The sequence below is a fragment of the Stenotrophomonas sp. 78350_Sma genome, assembly GCF_056482105.1.
In genome coordinates this window covers 3,975,681-3,993,899 of sequence record NZ_CM151182.1, presented here as the reverse complement: position 1 = coordinate 3,993,899, position 18,219 = coordinate 3,975,681, and the positions used below count along the sequence as shown (strand labels likewise).

Here is an 18,219-nt window from a genome sequence, read left to right as displayed (position 1 = left end):
CCATGATCCCGCGCCGCCAGGTCAAGAATCCGCACGCCGAAGCCGAACAGTTCCGCCGCCGTGCGGCGCTGGGTTTCCTGGGCGTGCTGGTCTGCCTGCTGGGCCTGGGCGGCTGGTACTTCAAGCTGCAGGTGCTGGACCACGACGTCTACGCCACGCGTTCGGAAGCCAACCGTATCAAGCCGCGGCCGGTGGTGCCCGGGCGCGGCATGATCTACGACCGCAACGGTCGCCTGCTGGCAGAGAACGTGCCAGCCTTCCGCCTGGATGTGACCCCGGACAAGGTCAAGGACATGGACGCCACCCTGGAAGGGCTGGCGAAGATCATCAGCATCAGCCCGGAAGAGCTGGAAGCGTTCAACAAGTCGCGCAAGGCGCGCCGCAAGTTCCTGCCGGTCACGCTGAAGCTGCGCATGAGCGACGAGGAGATGGCGCGCTTCGCCGTCGACCGTTGGCGCTTCCCCGGCGTCGAGCTGGAGCCTTACCTGACCCGGCGTTATCCGTACGGCGACCTGTTCGCGCACATCATCGGCTACGTCGGCCGCGTCGATGACAAGGATCTGGAGATCCTGGGCGAGGGCAATGCCGCGCTGACCCACATCGGCAAGTCCGGCCTGGAGCGCTATTACGAGCAGCAGCTGCGCGGCAAGGTCGGCTACGAACAGGTCGAGACCAACGTGCAGGGCCGTGCGATCCGCACCATCGGCCGCGTCGCCGCGCAGTCCGGCGCCGATCTGCGGCTGTCGATCGACGCCGACCTGCAGCGCGCGATGGTGGCCGCTTTCGGTGACCAGGAAGGTTCGGCGGTGGCGATGGACCCGCGCACCGGCGAAGTGCTGGCGATGGTCAGCCTGCCGTCCTACGACCCCAACCTGTTCGTCAACGGCATTTCCCATGCCGACTTCAAGGCACTGAACGACAACCCGTCGCGGCCACAGTTCAACCGCCTGGTACTCGGTGGCGTCGCGCCCGGTTCCACGTTGAAGCCGCTGATCGGCCTGGCCGGCCTGGATTCCGGCGTGCGCCGCCCGGAAGACAAGGTGTTGTCCACCGGCATGTTCTACCTGCCCGGCACCTCGCGTGGCTGGGGTGACTCGCACCGCGGCGGCCATGGCTGGACCGACCTGCGCAAATCCATCGCGCAGTCGGTCAACACCTACTACTACAAGCTGGCGCTGGACCTGGGCATCGAGCGCTTCGACCACTACATGGAGTACTACGGCTTTGGTCAGCCGACCGGTATCGACCTGACCGGCGAGATCGGCGGCATCCTGCCGTCGCCGGCCTACAAGCGGAAGACCCGCAAGGAAGCCTGGTACCCGGGCGATACAGTCAACATCAGCATCGGCCAGGGTGACTGGAAGGTCACCCCGCTGCAGCTGGCACGGGGTGTCAGTGGGCTGGCCAACGGGCAGCTGCGCACGCCCCATCTGGTGATCCAGCAGCGCGCGGGGTTCGACCATGACTGGATGGCGACCGACCCGGGTGAGAGCAAACCGGTCAGTCCGAACCCGAACAACCTGCAGGCGGTGCGCGAAGGCATGATGGCCACCATGTTGCCTGGCGGCAGTGCGGCACGCATGGCGGCCGGCGCGCCGTACACGATGGCCGGCAAGACCGGTACCGCGCAGGTCATCAGCCGCAAGGGCACCGCTGCGGTGAATCCGAAGAGCCTGCCGATGCACCTGCGCCACCGCGCGCTGTTCGTCGGTTTCGCGCCGGTCGACCAGCCGGTGATCGCGCTGGCGATCGCGGTGGAGGGCGGCGGCTACGGCGGTGCGGCGGCCGCGCCGATCGCACGCAAGGTGTTCGACGCCTATCTGCTGGGCAAGATGCCTGAAGGCATGCAGCCGCTGGACAGCGAGCGCGGTACCACCGCGATCGGTGCGACCGCATTCGACAATGAAGATGTGGGCGCACGCCAGGCCGGTGATCTTGCTGCGGCACAGTTGGGCGAACACCCGGTGCTGGTCGGCGTGCCCGCACCGGAACCGGCACCTGCACCCGCACCACAGCCGGGGACGCCGGCTGCGGCCGCGTTGCCGGCTACGCCGCGTCCGACCACCGCGGAGCCCGCACGATGAGAGTGTTCCTGCGTTGGGCCGGCGACATGCTGCGCCGCTTCTTCAGCACGCTGGACTGGGTGCTGTGCCTGGCCCTGGGCGCGCTGATGGTGATTGGCCTGGCCACCTTGAAGAGTGCCGGTGGCGATGGCCTGGTGATGGCCCAGGGCGCGCGTTTCGCGGTGGGCATGGCCGCACTGTGGGGCATCTCGCGCGTGCCCATCCTGCGCATCCGCTCGGCCACGCCGATGATCTATGCGATCTCGATGATCCCGCTGCTGGCGGTGTTCGTGCTCGGCACCGGCAAATATGGCCGGCAATGGCTGGACCTGAAGTTCTTCTACCTGCAGCCGGCCGAGTTGTTGAAGGTCAGCCTGCCGATGATGGTGGCCTGGTACCTGCACAAGATGCCGCTGCCGCCGCGCTTCAACACCGTGCTGGTGGCCTTGATCATCATCGGCGTGCCGACCGGCCTGGTGATGCTGCAGCCGGACTTCGGTACCGGCGTGCTGATCGCCGCCAGCGGCGTGTTCGTGCTGCTGCTGGCGGGCCTGCCGTGGTGGTGGGTCGGCCTGGGCGTGGGCGGCGTGGCCGCGGTTGCGCCGGTGGCCTGGTTCTGGCTGCTGCGGCCGTACCAGAAGGACCGCATCATGATGTTCCTGGACCCGGAGATGGATGCGCTGGGGGCCGGCTGGAACATCATCCAGTCGAAGATCGCGATCGGTTCCGGCGGCTTCGATGGCAAGGGCTGGGGCGAGGGCTCGCAGTCCCACCTGAACTTCATTCCCGAGCAGACCACCGACTTCGCCTTCTCGGTGCTGAGCGAGGAATTCGGCTGGATCGGCGTGGCCACCGTGCTGGCGCTGTACCTGGTGGTGATCGGGCGTTGCCTGTGGATCGCCAGCCAGTCGCGTGATTCGTACTCGCGCCTGCTGGCCGGCGCCACCGGCCTGGCGTTCTTCGTCTACGTGCTGGTGAACGGCGGGATGATTTCCGGCCTGCTGCCGGTGGTGGGCGTGCCCATGCCGCTGATCAGCTACGGCGGCACTTCGGCCGTATCGCTGCTGGCCGGCTTCGGCCTGGTGATGGCGGTGCGCAGTCACAACCCGGTGCACGGCGGCTACGGGTGAGTCCGGCTGTGGGGTCAGATCCCTTTTCCCACAGGAAAAAGGATCTGACCCCACAGCTCGGCTACGGAGAGCAGAAGCACCCTGACAGCTTCACGCAAGCGCCCGTTGCTACCGTGGCGCGCGTGGAATGGAAACGAATGCTTGGCCGCTGCCGTGAGGCGGTGCGCACGATCGACCTGCCGTTGCTCGTCGCGTTGTTGATCCTGATGGGCGCGGGCCTGGCGGTGCTGCACAGCGTGTCCGGCCCGGTGGCCGGGCAGGCGGCGCGTTTTGCCTGTGGCCTGGTGGCGATGTGGCTGCTGTCGCGCGTTTCGCTGCTGCGACTGCGCGCGTGGACCCCTGCGATCTACGCGCTGTCGATGCTGCCGCTGATGGCGGTGTACGTGATCGGCACCGGCAAGTACGGGCAGCGCTGGCTCAATCTCGGCGTGTTCTACCTGCAGCCGTCCGAGCTGCTCAAGCTCAGCCTGCCGCTGATGATGGCCTGGTACCTGCATCGGCAACCGCTGCCACCGTCGCCGCGCACCGTACTGACCGCCGCCGTGCTGATCGGCGTACCGGCGGTGCTGATCCTGATGCAGCCCAACCTCGGTACCGCCACGCTGGTCACCGCCAGCGGCGTGTTCGCGCTGCTGTTGGCCGGGCTGCACTGGGGCTGGGTGGCGACCGGCGCGACGGGCCTGGCAGTGGCCGCGCCGCTGGCCTGGCTCGGCCTGTTGCGGCAGTACCAGAAGGATCGCGTGCTGACCTTCCTCGACCCGGCGGCGGATCCGCTCGGCACCGGTTGGAACATCCTGCAGTCGCGCATCGCGATCGGCTCCGGTGGCTGGGACGGGCGTGGCTGGGGGCAGGGGACGCAGGCCACGCTGGATTTCCTGCCCGAGTACACCACGGACTTCGCGTTTTCAGTGCTGGCTGAGGAGTTCGGCTGGATCGGCGTGGCCAGCGTGTTCGCGCTGTACCTGTTCGTGGTCGGGCGCTGCCTGTGGATCGCGGTGCATGCGCGGGACACGCACGCGCGGTTGCTGGCCGGCAGTCTGGGGTTGGCGTTCTGCGTCTACGTGCTGGTCAATGGCGGAATGATTTCCGGCCTGCTGCCGGTGGTGGGCATTCCGATGCCCTTGATCAGTTATGGCGGGACATCGGCGGTCTCGCTGTTGGCCGGCATCGGACTGGTGATGGCGGTACGAGGGCACCGGCCCGTGCACGGGGGATAGGTTTCCAGCCAACGGCGCAGCCCCTCGTGGGTGGTGTCGGTCGCTGAAAGCCGGATTGCTGGGGGCTGGCCGGGTGGGTGGGCAGTGCGGGGACGCCGTGAACCCATCCATGGGGGCTTGGCAGCCGCTTGCTCGTGCGCGCAGTCCTGCACGCGCGGCAAGGCCAGGGTTGGGCGTCCTGCCCAACCCGCCCGAGGCATGCCTCGGGCCCATGCGGCTGACACCCCCGCGAACCCAACCCGACCGACCTCTGACAGATTTTGGCGGTCTGCCACCCACAGAGAAGAAAGAGAAGATCAAAAGCGGGTCGCGGCGCTGCGCTTGCTCGTGAGCCGAGCATGGCTATGCCGGTCGTCCTGACCGGCACCCTTCGGGCCGTCGCCATGGTCGACGTTGGCAGCGGCTCCTGCCGCTGCCTTCGGCTCCACACAAGGCAATGAAGCGACCCGCCAAGCCGTTTTTGCTTTTGATCTTCTCTTTCTTCTCCGTGGGTAGACGCGCACGGAACCTGTCCGTGGCCGGGTAGATGGGCTGCGCAGGGGCGTGAGCCGCATGGATGCGGCGACCGAGCTTACATGGACGTACTTGCAGCGGCCCCTGCGCAGCGCATCTACCTGGCCTCACCCGTGAACTGCTTTTCGCGGCGACCCACGAGGGGCTGCGCCGTTGGCTGGAAACTTCCTGACTCTGCGCAACGCCCGTTGTGGAAGCGTTCTCACAACGATGCACGACAGCACACCCGCTGACCAAAGTCCGGAAAAAGCGTTAGCTGGTTCACACTTTTACAGCGCGTTGATCCTGATCAATGGACTTGTCGTAATCGGCCTGCACAATGGCGGCCCGTTCGGCACGGCGCGCCGTCAATCGTTGCAGCGCGAGGGGCGTCGGGCGGGAAGCAGTACTGATCCAACGGGTACAGGGAGCGCGGAGCACTGCCACTGGGGAGCGGCAGCCGCGCGGGTACCGACCGGATCCGGTCGCCGGTTGCGTCTGCGGGGATGGGGACGCAACCGGCAACCTCTATCTGAATGGGGAAGTGCGATCACGACGTCTTCACATTTCCCGCTGAACGCGGGCAAATCGTTGTGATTCATGGTGTTAGGGGTTTTAATTCATCCATGACCTGCTAACCTGCGACGATGATTCGACGCACTCTGGCCTGCATGCTCACCCTCGGCCTGGTCGCCTGCGCGACCCAGCCGAAGTCCCCACCGTCTTCGCCCCAGGCCAGCAGTACGCCGCGCCAGCCCGCCGCCAAGGCCCATGGCCCGGCCGAGGCCGCGCCCGAAGCCGCCGCTGCCACCGCACCGCCGGTCGATCTCACACCGGTGCCGTTCGAGGTCGCGCGGGCCCGCTTCATTGCCGATACCGCCAAGCGCTATGGCCTGAAGCCGGAGCAGATCAGCAGCGTGCTCGACCAGGCGCAGGTGCGCCAGCCGATCATCGCCGCGATGTCGCGCCCGGCCGAACGGGTCAAGCCGTGGAACGAATACCGGCCGATGTTCATCAGCAAGGCCCGCATCGATGGCGGCCGCGCGTTCCTGGCCCAGCATCGCGCCGAACTGGATCGCGTGCAGCAGCGCACCGGCGTGCCGGCCGAAGTGATCGTGGCGATCATCGGCGTGGAAACCAGCTACGGAAAGAATGCCGGCAGCCATCGCGTGCTCGATGCGCTGTACACGCTGGCGTTCTACTACCCGCGCAGCGGCGACCCGGCCAAGCTGGAACGCGAAGTGCGCCGCGAGCTGTTCTTCCGCGACGAACTGGCCAAGCTGTTCGAGCTGGGCCGCGAAGAAAACCTGGACATCACCACGCTCAAGGGCAGTTATGCCGGTGCGATGGGCATGGGCCAGTTCATGCCGTCCAGCTATCTTGATTACGCGGTGGACGGCAACGGCGATGGCCGTCGCGACCTGTTCACCAGCTACGACGATGTGTTCTCGTCCATCGCCAACTACTTCGTGAAGAAGGGCGGCTGGGTGCGCGGCGGACAGGTGGCGGTGCCGGCCACGCTGGCGCCGGGGCGCGAGGAATTCAATCCGACCGAATGGATGCCGACCTGGTCGCTGGCCGACCTGGCGCAGCGCGGCTACCAGCCCAGCGCTGCAGTGCAGCCGGGCGCCACGGCTACGCCGATCACGCTTGAAGGCAGCACCGGCAAGCAGTACTGGCTGGGCTTCCAGAACTACTACGCGATCACCCGCTACAACCTCTCGAAGATGTACGCGATGGCCGTGTTCCAGTTGTCCCAGGCCATCGCCGGACAGGAGCTGCCCCCGGCATGAACATCAGATGGCTGGTCCCAGGCTTGATCGTCCTCGCGCTGGCTGCCTGCAGCAGCGCGCCGAAGAAGCCGGCCACGGCCGGCCATGGTGGCAAGTCGGGCGGCACCCTGGTGCAGGGGCGCGGCTCGCGGCCGGCACACTGTCCGGAAGGCTCGCCCTACGCGGCGGCCAAGGAAGACCTGAGTACCCGCGGCAACTACACCGCCGGTGGCCTGTACAAGCCGGGCGTGCGTGACAGCACGCCAGACTACATTCCGAACGTGGCCTGCATCCCCGAACCGGAAGTGACCGCCGAAGAACGCTCGGCGATCGGCAACAAGACGCCGTACGTGGTGCTGGGCAAGTCGTACAAAGTGCTTGACGACACCCGCAACTATGTCGAGCGCGGCACCGCGTCGTACTACGGCGCCAAGTTCCATGGCCGCCTGACCTCCAACCGCGAGGTCTACGACATGTATCAGTTCACCGCTGCGCACAAGACGCTGCCGCTGCCCAGCTTCGCCCGCGTGACCAACCTGGACAACGGCGAGTCGGTGATCGTGCGCGTCAACGATCGCGGTCCGTTCCATGATGGCCGCGTGGTCGATCTCAGCTATGCCGCCGCTGTGCGCCTGGGCATCACCCAGCGTGGCACCGGCAACGTGGAAGTACGCGCGCTGCAGCCGGGTGAGGGCAACCTGCTGGCGCAGAAGCCGTCGCGCCGCGAGCGTCGTGCCGCCGAAGCAGCAGCCGCAGCAGCCGTGGCCAGTGCGCGCCCGACGCCAGCCGCACGCGCCACCGCCGACAGCGACATCGATCGCCTGGTCAAGCGCCTGCCGGGCGACAGCATGCCTGCGCGTGGCCAGCCGGCCACCACCCAGGGCGTGGCCAGCACGCTGCCGGACGTGGCGGTCAGCAGCCTGCCACCGAGCGCGCCGCTGGCACGCAGCACGGTGCCCGCTCCGGTTGTCGTGGCCAGCACCACTCCGCGCGCGGTGGCGCCGGCACCGGTGCGCAGCGCATCGACCACGCCAGCCGCACCCAGCCTGTCGCAGCAGGTGGTGGGCGCGGTGATGGTGCAGGTCGCCAGCTTCTCCAACCGCGACAACGCCAACCGCGCGATGGGCCAGCTCAGTGCCGCCGGCATCGTCGGCGCGACCATCAGTGACATCGCCGCCGGTGGCCGTACCCTGTTCCGCCTGCGCGTTCCTGCCAGCGACCATGCCAGTGCTGCGGAACTTGTCGGTCGCATCGCCGGTCTTGGCCTGGGTTCGCCGCAGATCGTCAAGGATTGATCCGCCCGGGCCGGTGCTGCCGGCCCATGCTCCCCCGGCCTTACAATGGCCGTTACGTTCCACCCTCCATTCCCGGCCGTCCCCTGGAGCCTGCTGTCCAATGAATTTCCGTTCCGCCGCCACCGCCCTGGCCGCCACCCTGGTGGTGGGCCTGGCTTCCGCCCAGACGCCGCTGCCGACTCCGGCCACGCCGGCGCCCGCCGCCGCCGCTGCCGCCCCGGCCACCGTCGCCACTCCGCCGGCCCCGGCGCCGAGCGTGTCCAAGGCCTGGGTGCTGATGGATTACGCCACCGGCCAGGTGCTGGCCGGTGAAAACATCAACGAACAGCTGGCTCCGGCCAGCATCACCAAGGTGATGACGTCCTACGTGATCGCCGCCGAGGTCAAGAACGGCAAGGTCCGTGCGGATGACCAGGTGATGATGAGCGAGCGCGCCTGGCGCGAAGGCGGCGCGGGTACCGATGGCAGCTACAGCGGCTTCCCGGTCAACCAGACCGCGCGCCTGGAAGACATGGAAAAGGGCATGGCGATCCAGTCCGGCAATGACGCCGCGATCGCCCTGGCCGAACACGTGGCTGGCAGCGAGGAAGCCTTTGCTTCGCTGATGAACAGCTATGCCGCCAAGATCGGCATGAAGAATTCGCACTTCGTGAACGCCCATGGCCTGACCGCTCCGGGTCACCACAGCAGCGCCTACGATCTGGCACTGCTGGGCCGCGCGATGGTGCGCGATTACCCGGAAACCTACGCGTACAACAAGATCAAGGAATTCCAGGTCGGCAACATCAAGCAGCCGAACCGCAACCTGCTGCTGTGGCGCGATGGCAGCGTGGACGGCATCAAGACCGGTCACACCTCGGAAGCCGGTTACTGCCTGATGAGCTCGGCCCAGCGTGGTGACCAGCGTCTGGTGGCCGTGGTGCTGGGCGGCCAGTCGGAAAAGCAGCGTGCCGATGACAGCCTGGCCCTGCTGAACTGGGGCTTCCGCTTCTTCGAGACCCACCGCCTGTACGAGCCGGGCAAGGCCGTGGCCGAGCACAAGGTCTGGAAGGGCACCACCGACAAGGTGCAGCTGGGCGTGGCGCAGCCGATGCTGGTGAGCGTGCCGCGCGGCCGCTACAACGACCTGAAGCCGAGCATCGACGTGCCCAAGACCCTGGAAGCACCGTTCACCGCTGGCCAGCAGATCGGCACCGTGAAGGTCACCCTGGATGGCAAGGTCATCGCCGAGGCACCGCTGGTGGCGGTGGCTGCCGTTGAACAGGCCGGCTTCTTCAAGCGCCTGTGGGACAGCTTCTGGATGTGGTGGGAATCGGAATGATCCACGCCCCCGCGTGGTGAACGAAAAGGCCGGCGCATGCCGGCCTTTTTCGTTTCTGGATGCTGGCTCCGTGCGGATGCGGGTAGTGCCGACCGCTGGCCGGCTCCCCATCGACCCATACGGATGTGCCTGCAGCCGGCCAGCGGCCGGCACTACCCATCACCCCCTCGCTTACAGCGATCGGCTGATGGTGAAGCTGCCGAACACCGGTGCTTCGCGCTGGCCGTTGAACTCGCGCGTGCTGTGGTAACGCGCCGCGGCGAACTTCCAGCGTCCGTACATCACGGCCACGCCGTAGCCGCCGTAGGCCACCACATGGCGCTTGTCCACGCTGTGGCTGTTGCGGAACGTGTTGCCATCCAGCGTGATGTCGCGGATCACCCAGGCAGCGTCCGAGGTCGCGAACAGGTGCCAGGACCAGCCATTGGGACGGCCGCCGCGGGTCGGCGCAGTGTTCTCGCCGGCCGGGCGCAACGGCGTGCTGCCGAAGTCGTCCGGCAGCTTCCAGCCGAAGCGCACTTCACCGCCGAGGTTGGCCTTGGTTTCCAGGTTGCCGATCGATCCACCGTAGTGGCTGATCGCGTCCCAACCCCAACCATCGGCATTGACGCTGGCATCGCCCGGCCAGCGGCGCATGCGCTCATGGGTCAGCATGAACAGGGGCTCGTTGTGCAGCTGGTTGTCCCAGCCCTTGAATTTCTCGTCGCCCAGCACTTCGTGCACGGCATTCTGCACCTGCTTGCCCTGTGCCCACGGGCCAACCACGCCCAGCGTCAGCTGGGTGGTCTGCAGGCGGTCGCCGCTGCGCGCATTGAAACCGAAGTTTGCGATCAGTACGCCGGCGTAAGGACGATCGTCCTCGATCAGGTCCCTGCGGCTGAAATCGGTCGGGGTGAAGATGCCCTGGCCGATGCTGAAGATCATGTTCTGCTGTTCGAACTTGCCCGGATGCAGCCCTTCCAGGTACTGGTTCACCCAGCGCGCCATGCGTGGCAGGCAGGGGTCGTCGGTGTAATCGACCAGATTGGGCGAGACCAGGGTCAACAGTGCACCATTGGTGTAGCCCTGGTCCTGGTGGCGGCCGCCGAACAGGTCATTGTCGACGCGGAAATTGACCTGCGGCGGGTGGTCGCGCATCGCGTCCGGGCCACATTGTTCGGCCGCCTGGACGGCGAGGGGGAGGGCAGCAGCCAGCAGGCCGGACAGCCCGAGGGCTGCAAGGCGGCGTTGGGAGGGGGGGCTCATGGGAGAAGTTTTTTCTGTCTGTCGTTATATGCTGCGACACGGTACTCGCGCGAACGTGATGGAACGAGCGCGTTCGAATCACTTGTCTGTTCCGAAAACGACATTGTCTCGTGAAGACAATCCTGCACTGTCCTGCGGCGCCCCATGGGGTAACGGCCAATGCTGAACGGTCGTTCAGCTGCAACGCAGCGACTCACCGGTGCACTGTTTGACGTTGATGAATACTCTTGGGTTTGTTGCCCTGCGGCCCGATAATGGGTCCATGGAAATCAAGTCCGACAACCCCGACCACGGCTTCCAGTTCCCCGGCCAGTTCGAGCTCAGCGCCATGGGCCCGGCCAACCGCGGCCTGGAACATGAGCTCCCCCGCCTGCTGCTGGCTGCCGGCATCGATGTCGTCAATGAACGCATCAGCTGGAAGCATTCCTCCAACGGCAAGTACGTGTCCGTCCGCATCGTGTTCAAGGCCGAGAGCCGCGAACAGTACGACCTGGCGCATCAGGCGCTGCGCGACCACCCGGAAGTGAAGTGGACGCTGTAGCCGACAGCTGCCCGGCCGACGCCGCCCCGGAAGACCGTGCCCCGCGTCCGGCGGTGGTCCGTGACCTCGGCCGCCAGGCGTACGAGCCGGTGTGGCGCGCCATGCAGCGCTTCACCGACCAGCGCAGCGACACCGATGCCGACGAACTGTGGGTGGTCGAGCACGACCCGGTGTTCACCCTGGGCCAGGCCGGCAAGGACGAGCATGTGCTGGCGCCGGGCGATATCCCGGTGCTGCATGTGGACCGTGGCGGCCAGGTGACCTATCACGGTCCCGGCCAGATCGTGGTCTACCCGTTGCTGCGCCTGCCGCGGCTGGGCATCGGCGTGCGCGACTACGTGTGCCGCATCGAACAGGCCATCATCGATACGCTGGGCGAGTGGAACATCGGCGCCGAACGCCGCGAGGGCGCCCCGGGCGTCTACGTCGGTGGCGCCAAGATCGCTGCACTCGGCATCCGCGTGCGTCGCGGCTGCACCTTCCATGGCCTGGCCTTCAATGTGGCCATGGACCTGGAGCCCTTCCACCGCATCAACCCCTGTGGCTACCAGGGGTTGCAGGTGACCTCGGTGGTAGACTTGGGTGGCCCCTCCGGGATGGAGGCCGTCAAGCCGGTGCTGCTGGACCACCTGGCCCGTCAGTTCGGCCTGCTGCTGCAGCACACCCCCGAACTGCCCGATCTTTCTGCGGCCGCCTGACCGCCCCCCGGAACTGCCATGACTGAAACCACCGCCCGTTCCATTCCCCTGCAGATCGTGCAGGGCGACTCCCCGTCCGCCGCGCCCTTGCAGGCCGGGGTCAAGCAGCTGGGCGGTGACAAGATCAACCGCTCGCCGGTGCAGTTCGCCGACGGGCCGGTGCTGCGCAAGCCGTCCTGGATCCGCGTGCGCATTCCTTCGGGCAATGCCGTGCAGAACCTGAAGGCCAAGCTGCGCGAAAACCGCCTGGTGACCGTGTGCGAGGAAGCCAGCTGCCCGAACATCCACGAGTGCTTCGGCCACGGCACCGCCACCTTCATGATCCTGGGCGAGGTCTGCACCCGCCGCTGCTCGTTCTGCGACGTGGCCCACGGCCGCCCGAAGCCCCCGGATGCCAACGAGCCGGCCAGCCTCGGCCAGACCGTGGCCGACATGGGCCTGAAGTACGTGGTGGTGACCAGCGTCGACCGCGATGACCTGCGCGACGGTGGTGCCCAGCACTTCGTCGACTGCATCACTGCCATCCGCGAGAAATCGCCGGGCACCCGCATCGAGGTGCTGACCCCGGACTTCCGTGGCAAGGGCCGCATGGAGCGCGCGCTGGAGATCCTGGCCCAGAACCCGCCGGATGTGTTCAACCACAACATCGAGACCGTGCCGGACCTGTATCGCAATGTGCGCCCGGGTGCGGACTACCAGTGGTCGCTGAACCTGCTGAAGAACTTCAAGGCACAGCACCCGGACGTGCCGACCAAGAGCGGCATCATGCTGGGCCTGGGCGAAGAGTTCGAACAGATCAAGGCCACCATGCGCGACCTGCGCGCGCACGACGTGGACATGATCACCATCGGCCAGTACCTGCAGCCGACCGCGCACCACCACCCGGTACTGAAGTACTGGACCCCCGAGGACTACAAGGCGCTGGAAGACTACGGCTACGAGCTGGGCTTCAGCCACGTGGCCTCCGGCCCGATGGTGCGCTCGTCGTACCACGCCGACGTGCAGGCCAAGGGCGCCGGCGTCCGGTAAGCGGTTGCCGCCGGGCCACGGCCCGGCGCTGCCAATGGGTGCCACCACCAGCATGGTGGGTGCGGACCGTTGGTCCGCACGCCTTCGCCTGCATTCACAATTTGCTACACCGGCCCGGCTAGGCTGGTTTTCCACCGAGCGCGGCCGGGTGACAAACCCGGCAACTTTCGGCACTGTCGTGGTGTCTTAACACCCCGCAGTCTCCCCCTTGGCAAGGCGCCTTCGAGCACGTCAATGAAATTCAAAGCCCCCGCATTCCTGATGGCCCTGGCGCTGGTCGCGCCGCTGGCGCTGGCGGCCAAGGCCGACTCGCTGGCATTGCCCGCCGCGGCAACCGCCGATCAGGTGACCACCTCCAAGCTGGTCTACGGCCTGCTGTCCGACAGCCGCTACGCCTACCGCCCGCGCGCGTTGGACGAGGCCACCTCCAAGGACGTGTTCAAGCGCTACCTGGAGACGCTGGACGGCGGCAAGCAGTACTTCACCCAGGCCGACGTGGCGCGCTTCGCGCCGTTCGAAGCCAACATCTCCTCGGCCATCCGTGGCGGCGAGCTGGAGCCGGCGTTCCAGGTGTTCGCCGTCTACAAGCAGCGTGTTGGCGAACGTGTGGCCTATGCGCGCAAGCTGCTCAAGCAGGAGCCGGACTTCACCACCGACGAGCGCTTCGAATACGACCGCAAGAAGGTGCCGTGGGCGGCCAGCAGCGCCGAACTGGATGAGCTGTGGCGCAAGTCGGTGAAGAACGACTGGCTGCGCCTGAAGCTGGCTGGCAAAAAGCCGGACGACATCCGCAAGACGCTGGACAAGCGCTACGCGACGCTGGAGAAGTCGGTCAATGAACTGAAGGGCGAAGACGTCTTCCAGTTCTTCATGAATTCGTACACCAGTGCCGTCGATCCGCACACGGACTACTTCACCCCGCGCACCGCCGAGAACTTCAACCAGGCGATGTCGCTGTCGCTGGAAGGCATCGGCGCGCAGCTGCAGCGCCAGGACGACGTGGTGGTGATCCGCGAGATCATCGCCGGTGGTCCGGCCGCGGTGGATGGCACGCTGAAGCCGGGTGACCGCATCGTTGGCGTTGGCCAGGGCAAGTCCGGCCTGGTAGAGGACGTGATCGGCTGGCGCATCGACGATGTCGTGGCCAAGATCCGTGGCGCCAAGGACACCCAGGTCAAGCTGGAATTCATTCCGGCCGCCGAAGGTGCCGACGGCAAGCACCACACCCTGGTGCTGACCCGCCAGAAGGTGCGCCTGGCCGAGCAGGCCGCCAAGGGCGAGACCATGACCATTCCGGCCGCCAACGGCGAGTCGGCACGCAAGGTCGGCGTGATCAAGCTGCCGACCTTCTACCAGGACTTCGAAGGCCGTCGCCGCAATGCGGCCGACTACGCTTCGGCCACCCGCGACGTGGCCAAGCTGCTGGCTGGCTTCAAGAACGACAAGCTGGACGGCGTGGTGCTGGATCTGCGCAACAACGGCGGTGGTTCGCTGGATGAAGCCATTGAATTGACCGGCCTGTTCATCGAGCAGGGCCCGGTGGTGCAGGTGCGCGAGTCCGGTGGCCGCGTCACCGTCAACAGCGACCGCAACCAGGGCGTGGCATGGGATGGCCCGCTGGCGGTGCTGATCAACCGCGGTTCGGCTTCGGCTTCGGAGATCTTCGCCGGTGCCATCCAGGACTACGGTCGTGGCCTGGTGATCGGTGAGACCAGCTTCGGCAAGGGCACCGTGCAGAACATCGTCGATCTGGACCGCTGGCCGAGCGGCGAGACCCAGCGCTTCGGCCAGGTCAAGCTGACCATCGCCCAGTTCTTCCGCATCAGCGGCAGCAGCACCCAGCACAAGGGCGTGGTGCCGGACCTGGCCTTCCCGGCCAGCGTCGATGCCACCGAATTCGGTGAAAGCACCTACGACAACGCACTGCCGTGGACCCGCATCGCCGCCGTACCGCACACCCAGTACGGCAACTTCGCGCCGCTGCTGCCGAAGCTGGAAACCCGCCATGACGCGCGCATTGCCGCCGACAAGGAATTCCAGTGGTGGAACGAGGACGTGGAGCAGTTCCGCACCGAGGCCGCGAAGAAGTACATCTCGCTGAACGAGGCCACCCGCCGCGCCGAGCGTGAGCGCCAGGACACCCAGCGCAAGGAGCGCCAGGCGATGCGCAAGGAACTTGGCCTGGCCCTGGACCCGCTGGCCGATGACAGCAACGACGACGGCCTGACCGGCAACGAGCGCGACATCGTCAAGGATGCCGCCCGCGAGAAGGCTGCCGAGAAGCGTCCTGACCCGCTGCTGCGCGAGTCGGCCTCGATCCTGGCCGATGCGGTGAACCTGCTGGCCAATGACCGCCCGCTGTCGGCGCAGGTGCTGCCGCAGTCGACCGGCGCCGGTCGCTGGGCGGACTGAGCCGGCAAGCGCATGTGCAATGGAGGGGCCGGCATTGCCGGCCCCTTTCTGTTTGGGGACCTCGTTCACGGTAGCGCCGGGCCATGCCCGGCGAGCGAAGTGCCACAAACGACTTAATCCCCTCCGTCCCCTTTTACGTGCATGAACCGGCAGCAACGGGGTGGCCCGGTCATGCCGGTTTCGACCTGCCGCACACGATTGCGGGACTACCCTTGCCGGTACCGTCCTCGCAGGAGTACCCATGCGGGCCTCCCGTCTTTCCAGCGTTGCCGTGGCGCTCTCCGGCGCCCTGATCCTGTCGGCCTGTGGTGGCCGTGCCGCCGACAGTACCCTGCTGCGCGAATCCTTCGATTCCGGCGATACCTTCTCGCGCACCGTCGATGGTCGCCCGGGGGATGCGTGCGAGGCTGCGCGGCGCACCCTGCTCAGCCAGGGCTATGCCATCGCCCGTTCCGACGCGGCGCAGGTGGAAGGCAGCAAGAATTTCCAGCCGCGTGAAGACGATCACGAGCAGCTGGTGCTGCGTATTTCCTGCGCACCGCGGGGGAACCAGACACTGGTGTTCGTCAGTGCCGTGCAGGATCGCTATGCGTTGAAAAAGAGTCCGACCTCGGCCAGTGTCGGTGTCGGCGCGCTCGGATCTGTATCGCTGCCGTTCGGCAGCAATGACGACTCGCTGGTGAAGGTGGCCAGCAGCACGGTCACCGATGCCGAGTTCTATCGTCGCTTCTTCCAGCGCCTGCAACAGTACCTTCCGGCGGAGGCAGGCAAGCACGTGCCGCCCGCGGCCACACCCCCGGAGCCGGCACCGGCCAGCACGGACCAGGGTTGATCGTGCGCGGCAGATGGATGGGCGTGGCCCTGCTGCTGCCCGCGCTGGGCGTGACTGCCGCGCCGCTGGACTGTACGGAAGGCCTGCTGCAGCGGTTGGGATGGCGCTTCGAAGTGCGTGCGATGGGTGCACCGCAGGTGCACGGTGGCCCGGTATGCACGCGCGCGTCGCTGGCCGGGGCGCACGCGGCGGGCGATCTGCGCGTGCAATGGCCAGCGGACATGCCGGCTGCAGCGCGCAAGGCGTTGCTGCAGCAGGTGCTGGACGATCCGGCAACCGTCTGCGCCTACGCCTTCGAGCTGGGTGCAGCCACGCAACGTGCCGCTACTGCACTGCAGGGCAACCCAGGATTCCGTTTCTCTGGCCTGCAGCTCGGTTGGATCGGCTTCGGCCTGCACGGCGCACAGGCGCAAGGCTGGCAGCGCACGCGAAGCTTCGGCCGCGGTTTCGTGCCCACTGCGGGCAACAGCCAGGCGCTGCAGGCGTTCTACAGCGGCAATGTGCGCGCCGAATGCGGAGTCGGTCGTCAGGTCGCTCAATTGGCCACCCAGCGCGAACTGTATGGCGACACGGCATTCGATGCTGAATTTGCCGCAGGCGAACTGTCGATCGGCACCTTCCTTGCGTTGCACGTTACCGACAGCATCCTGCTCGGCGCGCATGCAGGTGATTTCCTTGCCGATGGCAAGGCAGTGCGCACGTCGGCGATGGGGCGCCAGGCCTTCGTCGGCGCGCCCGGCTTCATCGAGCACGTGTATGACAAGAGCACGCTGGATGATCTGAGCAACCAGGCCGAGAACTTCGTCGTGGTTTCAGTGGGCGGAGACGCTGCGCAGGCCCTGGCGCTGCACGGCGGCCTGGCCTGGTATGACCAGCGCAATGCCGAGTTGTGGAAACTTGCGCGGGACATCCCGCGTGTTGGCCAGCGCTACTTCGAGCGCCTGCTGTTCGAACGCGACCCGTACCTGCGCGCGCGGCTGGAACCGCGCTACCACGCCACGCTGGCACGCATGGACCAGCTGCTGGACGATCCGTTCTACCAGCAGTTCGTGATCTATGTGCACCCGCGCGGTATACGTCCCATCGGCTACCACATCGCCCGCCTGCTCGACCGCAACCCGCGAACCCCGTTTTCGATCGACCTGGCAGTGCACAATCTGCATACCACGCTCTACCGGCGTTGGCGCGAGGCGCAGCTGCGCCACTGCGCGGCTACCGGCAGGCCAGGCAGCCTGACCCTAGACCCCAACTGAAGGTGAAACAATGGATATTGCAATGATCGGCCTCGGCCGCATGGGCGCCAACATGGCCCAGCGCCTGCATCGCGGTGGCCACCGCGTGGTCGGCTACGACCCGGGCGAAGGTGCCCGCCAGCGCGCCGCCGAGGCCGGCCTGGAGGTGGTGGATTCGCTGGCCGCCGCAGTTGCCGCGCTGCCGGTGCCGCGCGTGGTGTGGCTGATGGTGCCGGCCGGCGAAACCGTCGACCAGACCCTGGGCCAGCTGACCCCGCACCTGGCCGAAGGTGACATCGTCATCGACGGCGGCAACTCCAACTACCAGGATTCGATCCGCCGCGCCAAGGCGCTGGCCGAGGATGACCTGGGCTACGTCGACTGCGGCACCAGCGGTGGCGTGTGGGGCCTGCAGGAAGGCTACAGCCTGATGGTCGGTGGCGAAGCATCGGTGGTGGAGCAGATCGCACCGCTGCTGCGCACGCTGGCACCGGCCGAAGACCGTGGCTGGGGGCGTGTCGGCCCGTCCGGCGCTGGCCACTTCACCAAGATGGTCCACAACGGCATCGAGTACGGAATGATGCAGGCCTACGCCGAAGGCTTCGCGCTGATGGAGCGCAAGCAGGAAATGGAACTGGACCTGGCCCAGGTGGCCGAAGTCTGGCGCCACGGCAGTGTGGTGCGTTCGTGGCTGCTGGACCTGAGCACCGAAGCGCTCAAGCGCAATCCGTCGCTGGATGGCATCGCCCCGTACGTGGAGGATTCCGGCGAAGGCCGCTGGACCGTGGCCGAAGCGATCGCACTGGACGTACCGGCGCCGGTGATCACCCTGTCGCTGCTGGAACGCCTGCGTTCGCGCGAATCGAATTCGTTCACCGACCGCCTGCTGTCGGCGATGCGCAACGAGTTCGGCGGCCACGCGATCAAGAAGTCGTAAGCA

14 protein-coding genes are annotated in these 18,219 nt (G+C 66.8%); 13 read left to right on the top strand and 1 reads right to left on the bottom strand.

Annotated features, from left to right (window positions below):
• Positions 1–2 precede the first annotated feature (2 nt).
• The 6 genes from mrdA (at position 3) to ACZK4H_RS18360 (ending at position 9,290) form a co-directional block, all read left to right on the top strand.
• Positions 3–2,084: a penicillin-binding protein 2 gene (gene mrdA / locus ACZK4H_RS18385; protein WP_099551167.1), complete on the top strand. Its 2,082-nt coding sequence runs from the start codon at positions 3–5 to the stop codon at positions 2,082–2,084.
• Positions 2,081–3,193: a rod shape-determining protein RodA gene (gene rodA / locus ACZK4H_RS18380; RefSeq protein WP_099551168.1), complete on the top strand. Its 1,113-nt coding sequence runs from the start codon at positions 2,081–2,083 to the stop codon at positions 3,191–3,193. The genes mrdA and rodA (ACZK4H_RS18380) overlap by 4 nt, the downstream gene beginning before the upstream one ends.
• A 137-nt stretch (positions 3,194–3,330) precedes the next feature.
• The gene (gene rodA / locus ACZK4H_RS18375; protein ID WP_185959222.1) at positions 3,331–4,410 is read left to right on the top strand and encodes a rod shape-determining protein RodA; all 1,080 of its coding nucleotides are present in this window, start codon (positions 3,331–3,333) and stop codon (positions 4,408–4,410) included.
• A gap of 1,139 nt (positions 4,411–5,549) precedes the next feature.
• Complete coding sequence (mltB, locus tag ACZK4H_RS18370) at positions 5,550–6,695, top strand: lytic murein transglycosylase B (protein ID WP_099551092.1); 1,146 nt, start codon at positions 5,550–5,552, stop codon at positions 6,693–6,695.
• On the top strand, positions 6,692–7,969 hold the full coding sequence (locus tag ACZK4H_RS18365; protein WP_099551093.1) for a septal ring lytic transglycosylase RlpA family protein: 1,278 nt from the start codon (positions 6,692–6,694) through the stop codon (positions 7,967–7,969). Before mltB ends, ACZK4H_RS18365 begins: the two co-directional genes overlap by 4 nt.
• A gap of 100 nt (positions 7,970–8,069) precedes the next feature.
• Positions 8,070–9,290 carry a D-alanyl-D-alanine carboxypeptidase family protein gene (locus tag ACZK4H_RS18360; protein ID WP_099551094.1) on the top strand — a complete coding sequence of 407 codons (1,221 nt, stop codon included), beginning with the start codon at positions 8,070–8,072 and terminating at the stop codon, positions 9,288–9,290.
• 171 nt (positions 9,291–9,461) lie between these two features.
• Here the strand turns inward: ACZK4H_RS18360 and ACZK4H_RS18355 are convergent, their stop codons facing one another.
• A complete protein-coding gene (locus ACZK4H_RS18355) occupies positions 9,462–10,535 on the bottom strand; it encodes a lipid A deacylase LpxR family protein (protein WP_099551095.1) in 1,074 nt (357 codons plus the stop codon).
• Positions 10,536–10,797: 262 nt separating this feature from the next.
• Here ACZK4H_RS18355 and ACZK4H_RS18350 point away from each other — a divergent pair, with 262 nt between their 5' ends.
• From ACZK4H_RS18350 to gnd, 7 genes are all read left to right on the top strand, one after another.
• Positions 10,798–11,076, top strand: a complete 279-nt coding sequence (locus ACZK4H_RS18350) for a YbeD family protein (protein ID WP_005411067.1) — start codon at positions 10,798–10,800, stop codon at positions 11,074–11,076.
• Positions 11,064–11,774, top strand: coding sequence for a lipoyl(octanoyl) transferase LipB (gene lipB / locus ACZK4H_RS18345; protein WP_099551096.1), 711 nt, complete (start codon positions 11,064–11,066; stop codon positions 11,772–11,774). Before ACZK4H_RS18350 ends, lipB begins: the two co-directional genes overlap by 13 nt.
• An 18-nt stretch (positions 11,775–11,792) precedes the next feature.
• Positions 11,793–12,803, top strand: coding sequence for a lipoyl synthase (gene lipA, locus ACZK4H_RS18340; protein WP_478473000.1), 1,011 nt, complete (start codon positions 11,793–11,795; stop codon positions 12,801–12,803).
• A gap of 234 nt (positions 12,804–13,037) precedes the next feature.
• Positions 13,038–15,215, top strand: a complete 2,178-nt coding sequence (locus tag ACZK4H_RS18335; RefSeq protein ID WP_099551098.1) for a carboxy terminal-processing peptidase — start codon at positions 13,038–13,040, stop codon at positions 15,213–15,215.
• 241 nt (positions 15,216–15,456) lie between these two features.
• Positions 15,457–16,047, top strand: a complete 591-nt coding sequence (locus ACZK4H_RS18330; RefSeq protein WP_099551099.1) for a DUF2242 domain-containing protein — start codon at positions 15,457–15,459, stop codon at positions 16,045–16,047.
• 17 nt (positions 16,048–16,064) lie between these two features.
• Positions 16,065–17,300, top strand: a complete 1,236-nt coding sequence (locus ACZK4H_RS18325; RefSeq protein ID WP_099551100.1) for a hypothetical protein — start codon at positions 16,065–16,067, stop codon at positions 17,298–17,300.
• A gap of 10 nt (positions 17,301–17,310) precedes the next feature.
• Positions 17,311–18,216, top strand: coding sequence for a phosphogluconate dehydrogenase (NAD(+)-dependent, decarboxylating) (gene gnd, locus ACZK4H_RS18320; protein WP_014648435.1), 906 nt, complete (start codon positions 17,311–17,313; stop codon positions 18,214–18,216).
• Positions 18,217–18,219: the final 3 nt, after the last annotated feature.

Coding starts and splice junctions, on each gene's coding strand:
- ACZK4H_RS18360 (WP_099551094.1), top strand. CDS start 8,070: ATGAATTTCCGTTCCGCCGCCACCGCCCTGGCCGCCACCCTGGTGGTG.
- ACZK4H_RS18365 (WP_099551093.1), top strand. CDS start 6,692: ATGAACATCAGATGGCTGGTCCCAGGCTTGATCGTCCTCGCGCTGGCT.
- ACZK4H_RS18330 (WP_099551099.1), top strand. CDS start 15,457: ATGCGGGCCTCCCGTCTTTCCAGCGTTGCCGTGGCGCTCTCCGGCGCC.
- rodA (WP_185959222.1), top strand. CDS start 3,331: ATGCTTGGCCGCTGCCGTGAGGCGGTGCGCACGATCGACCTGCCGTTG.
- lipA (WP_478473000.1), top strand. CDS start 11,793: ATGACTGAAACCACCGCCCGTTCCATTCCCCTGCAGATCGTGCAGGGC.
- ACZK4H_RS18335 (WP_099551098.1), top strand. CDS start 13,038: ATGAAATTCAAAGCCCCCGCATTCCTGATGGCCCTGGCGCTGGTCGCG.
- rodA (WP_099551168.1), top strand. CDS start 2,081: ATGAGAGTGTTCCTGCGTTGGGCCGGCGACATGCTGCGCCGCTTCTTC.
- ACZK4H_RS18355 (WP_099551095.1), bottom strand. CDS start 10,535: ATGAGCCCCCCCTCCCAACGCCGCCTTGCAGCCCTCGGGCTGTCCGGC.
- mrdA (WP_099551167.1), top strand. CDS start 3: ATGATCCCGCGCCGCCAGGTCAAGAATCCGCACGCCGAAGCCGAACAG.
- ACZK4H_RS18325 (WP_099551100.1), top strand. CDS start 16,065: ATGGGCGTGGCCCTGCTGCTGCCCGCGCTGGGCGTGACTGCCGCGCCG.
- ACZK4H_RS18350 (WP_005411067.1), top strand. CDS start 10,798: ATGGAAATCAAGTCCGACAACCCCGACCACGGCTTCCAGTTCCCCGGC.
- gnd (WP_014648435.1), top strand. CDS start 17,311: ATGGATATTGCAATGATCGGCCTCGGCCGCATGGGCGCCAACATGGCC.
- mltB (WP_099551092.1), top strand. CDS start 5,550: ATGATTCGACGCACTCTGGCCTGCATGCTCACCCTCGGCCTGGTCGCC.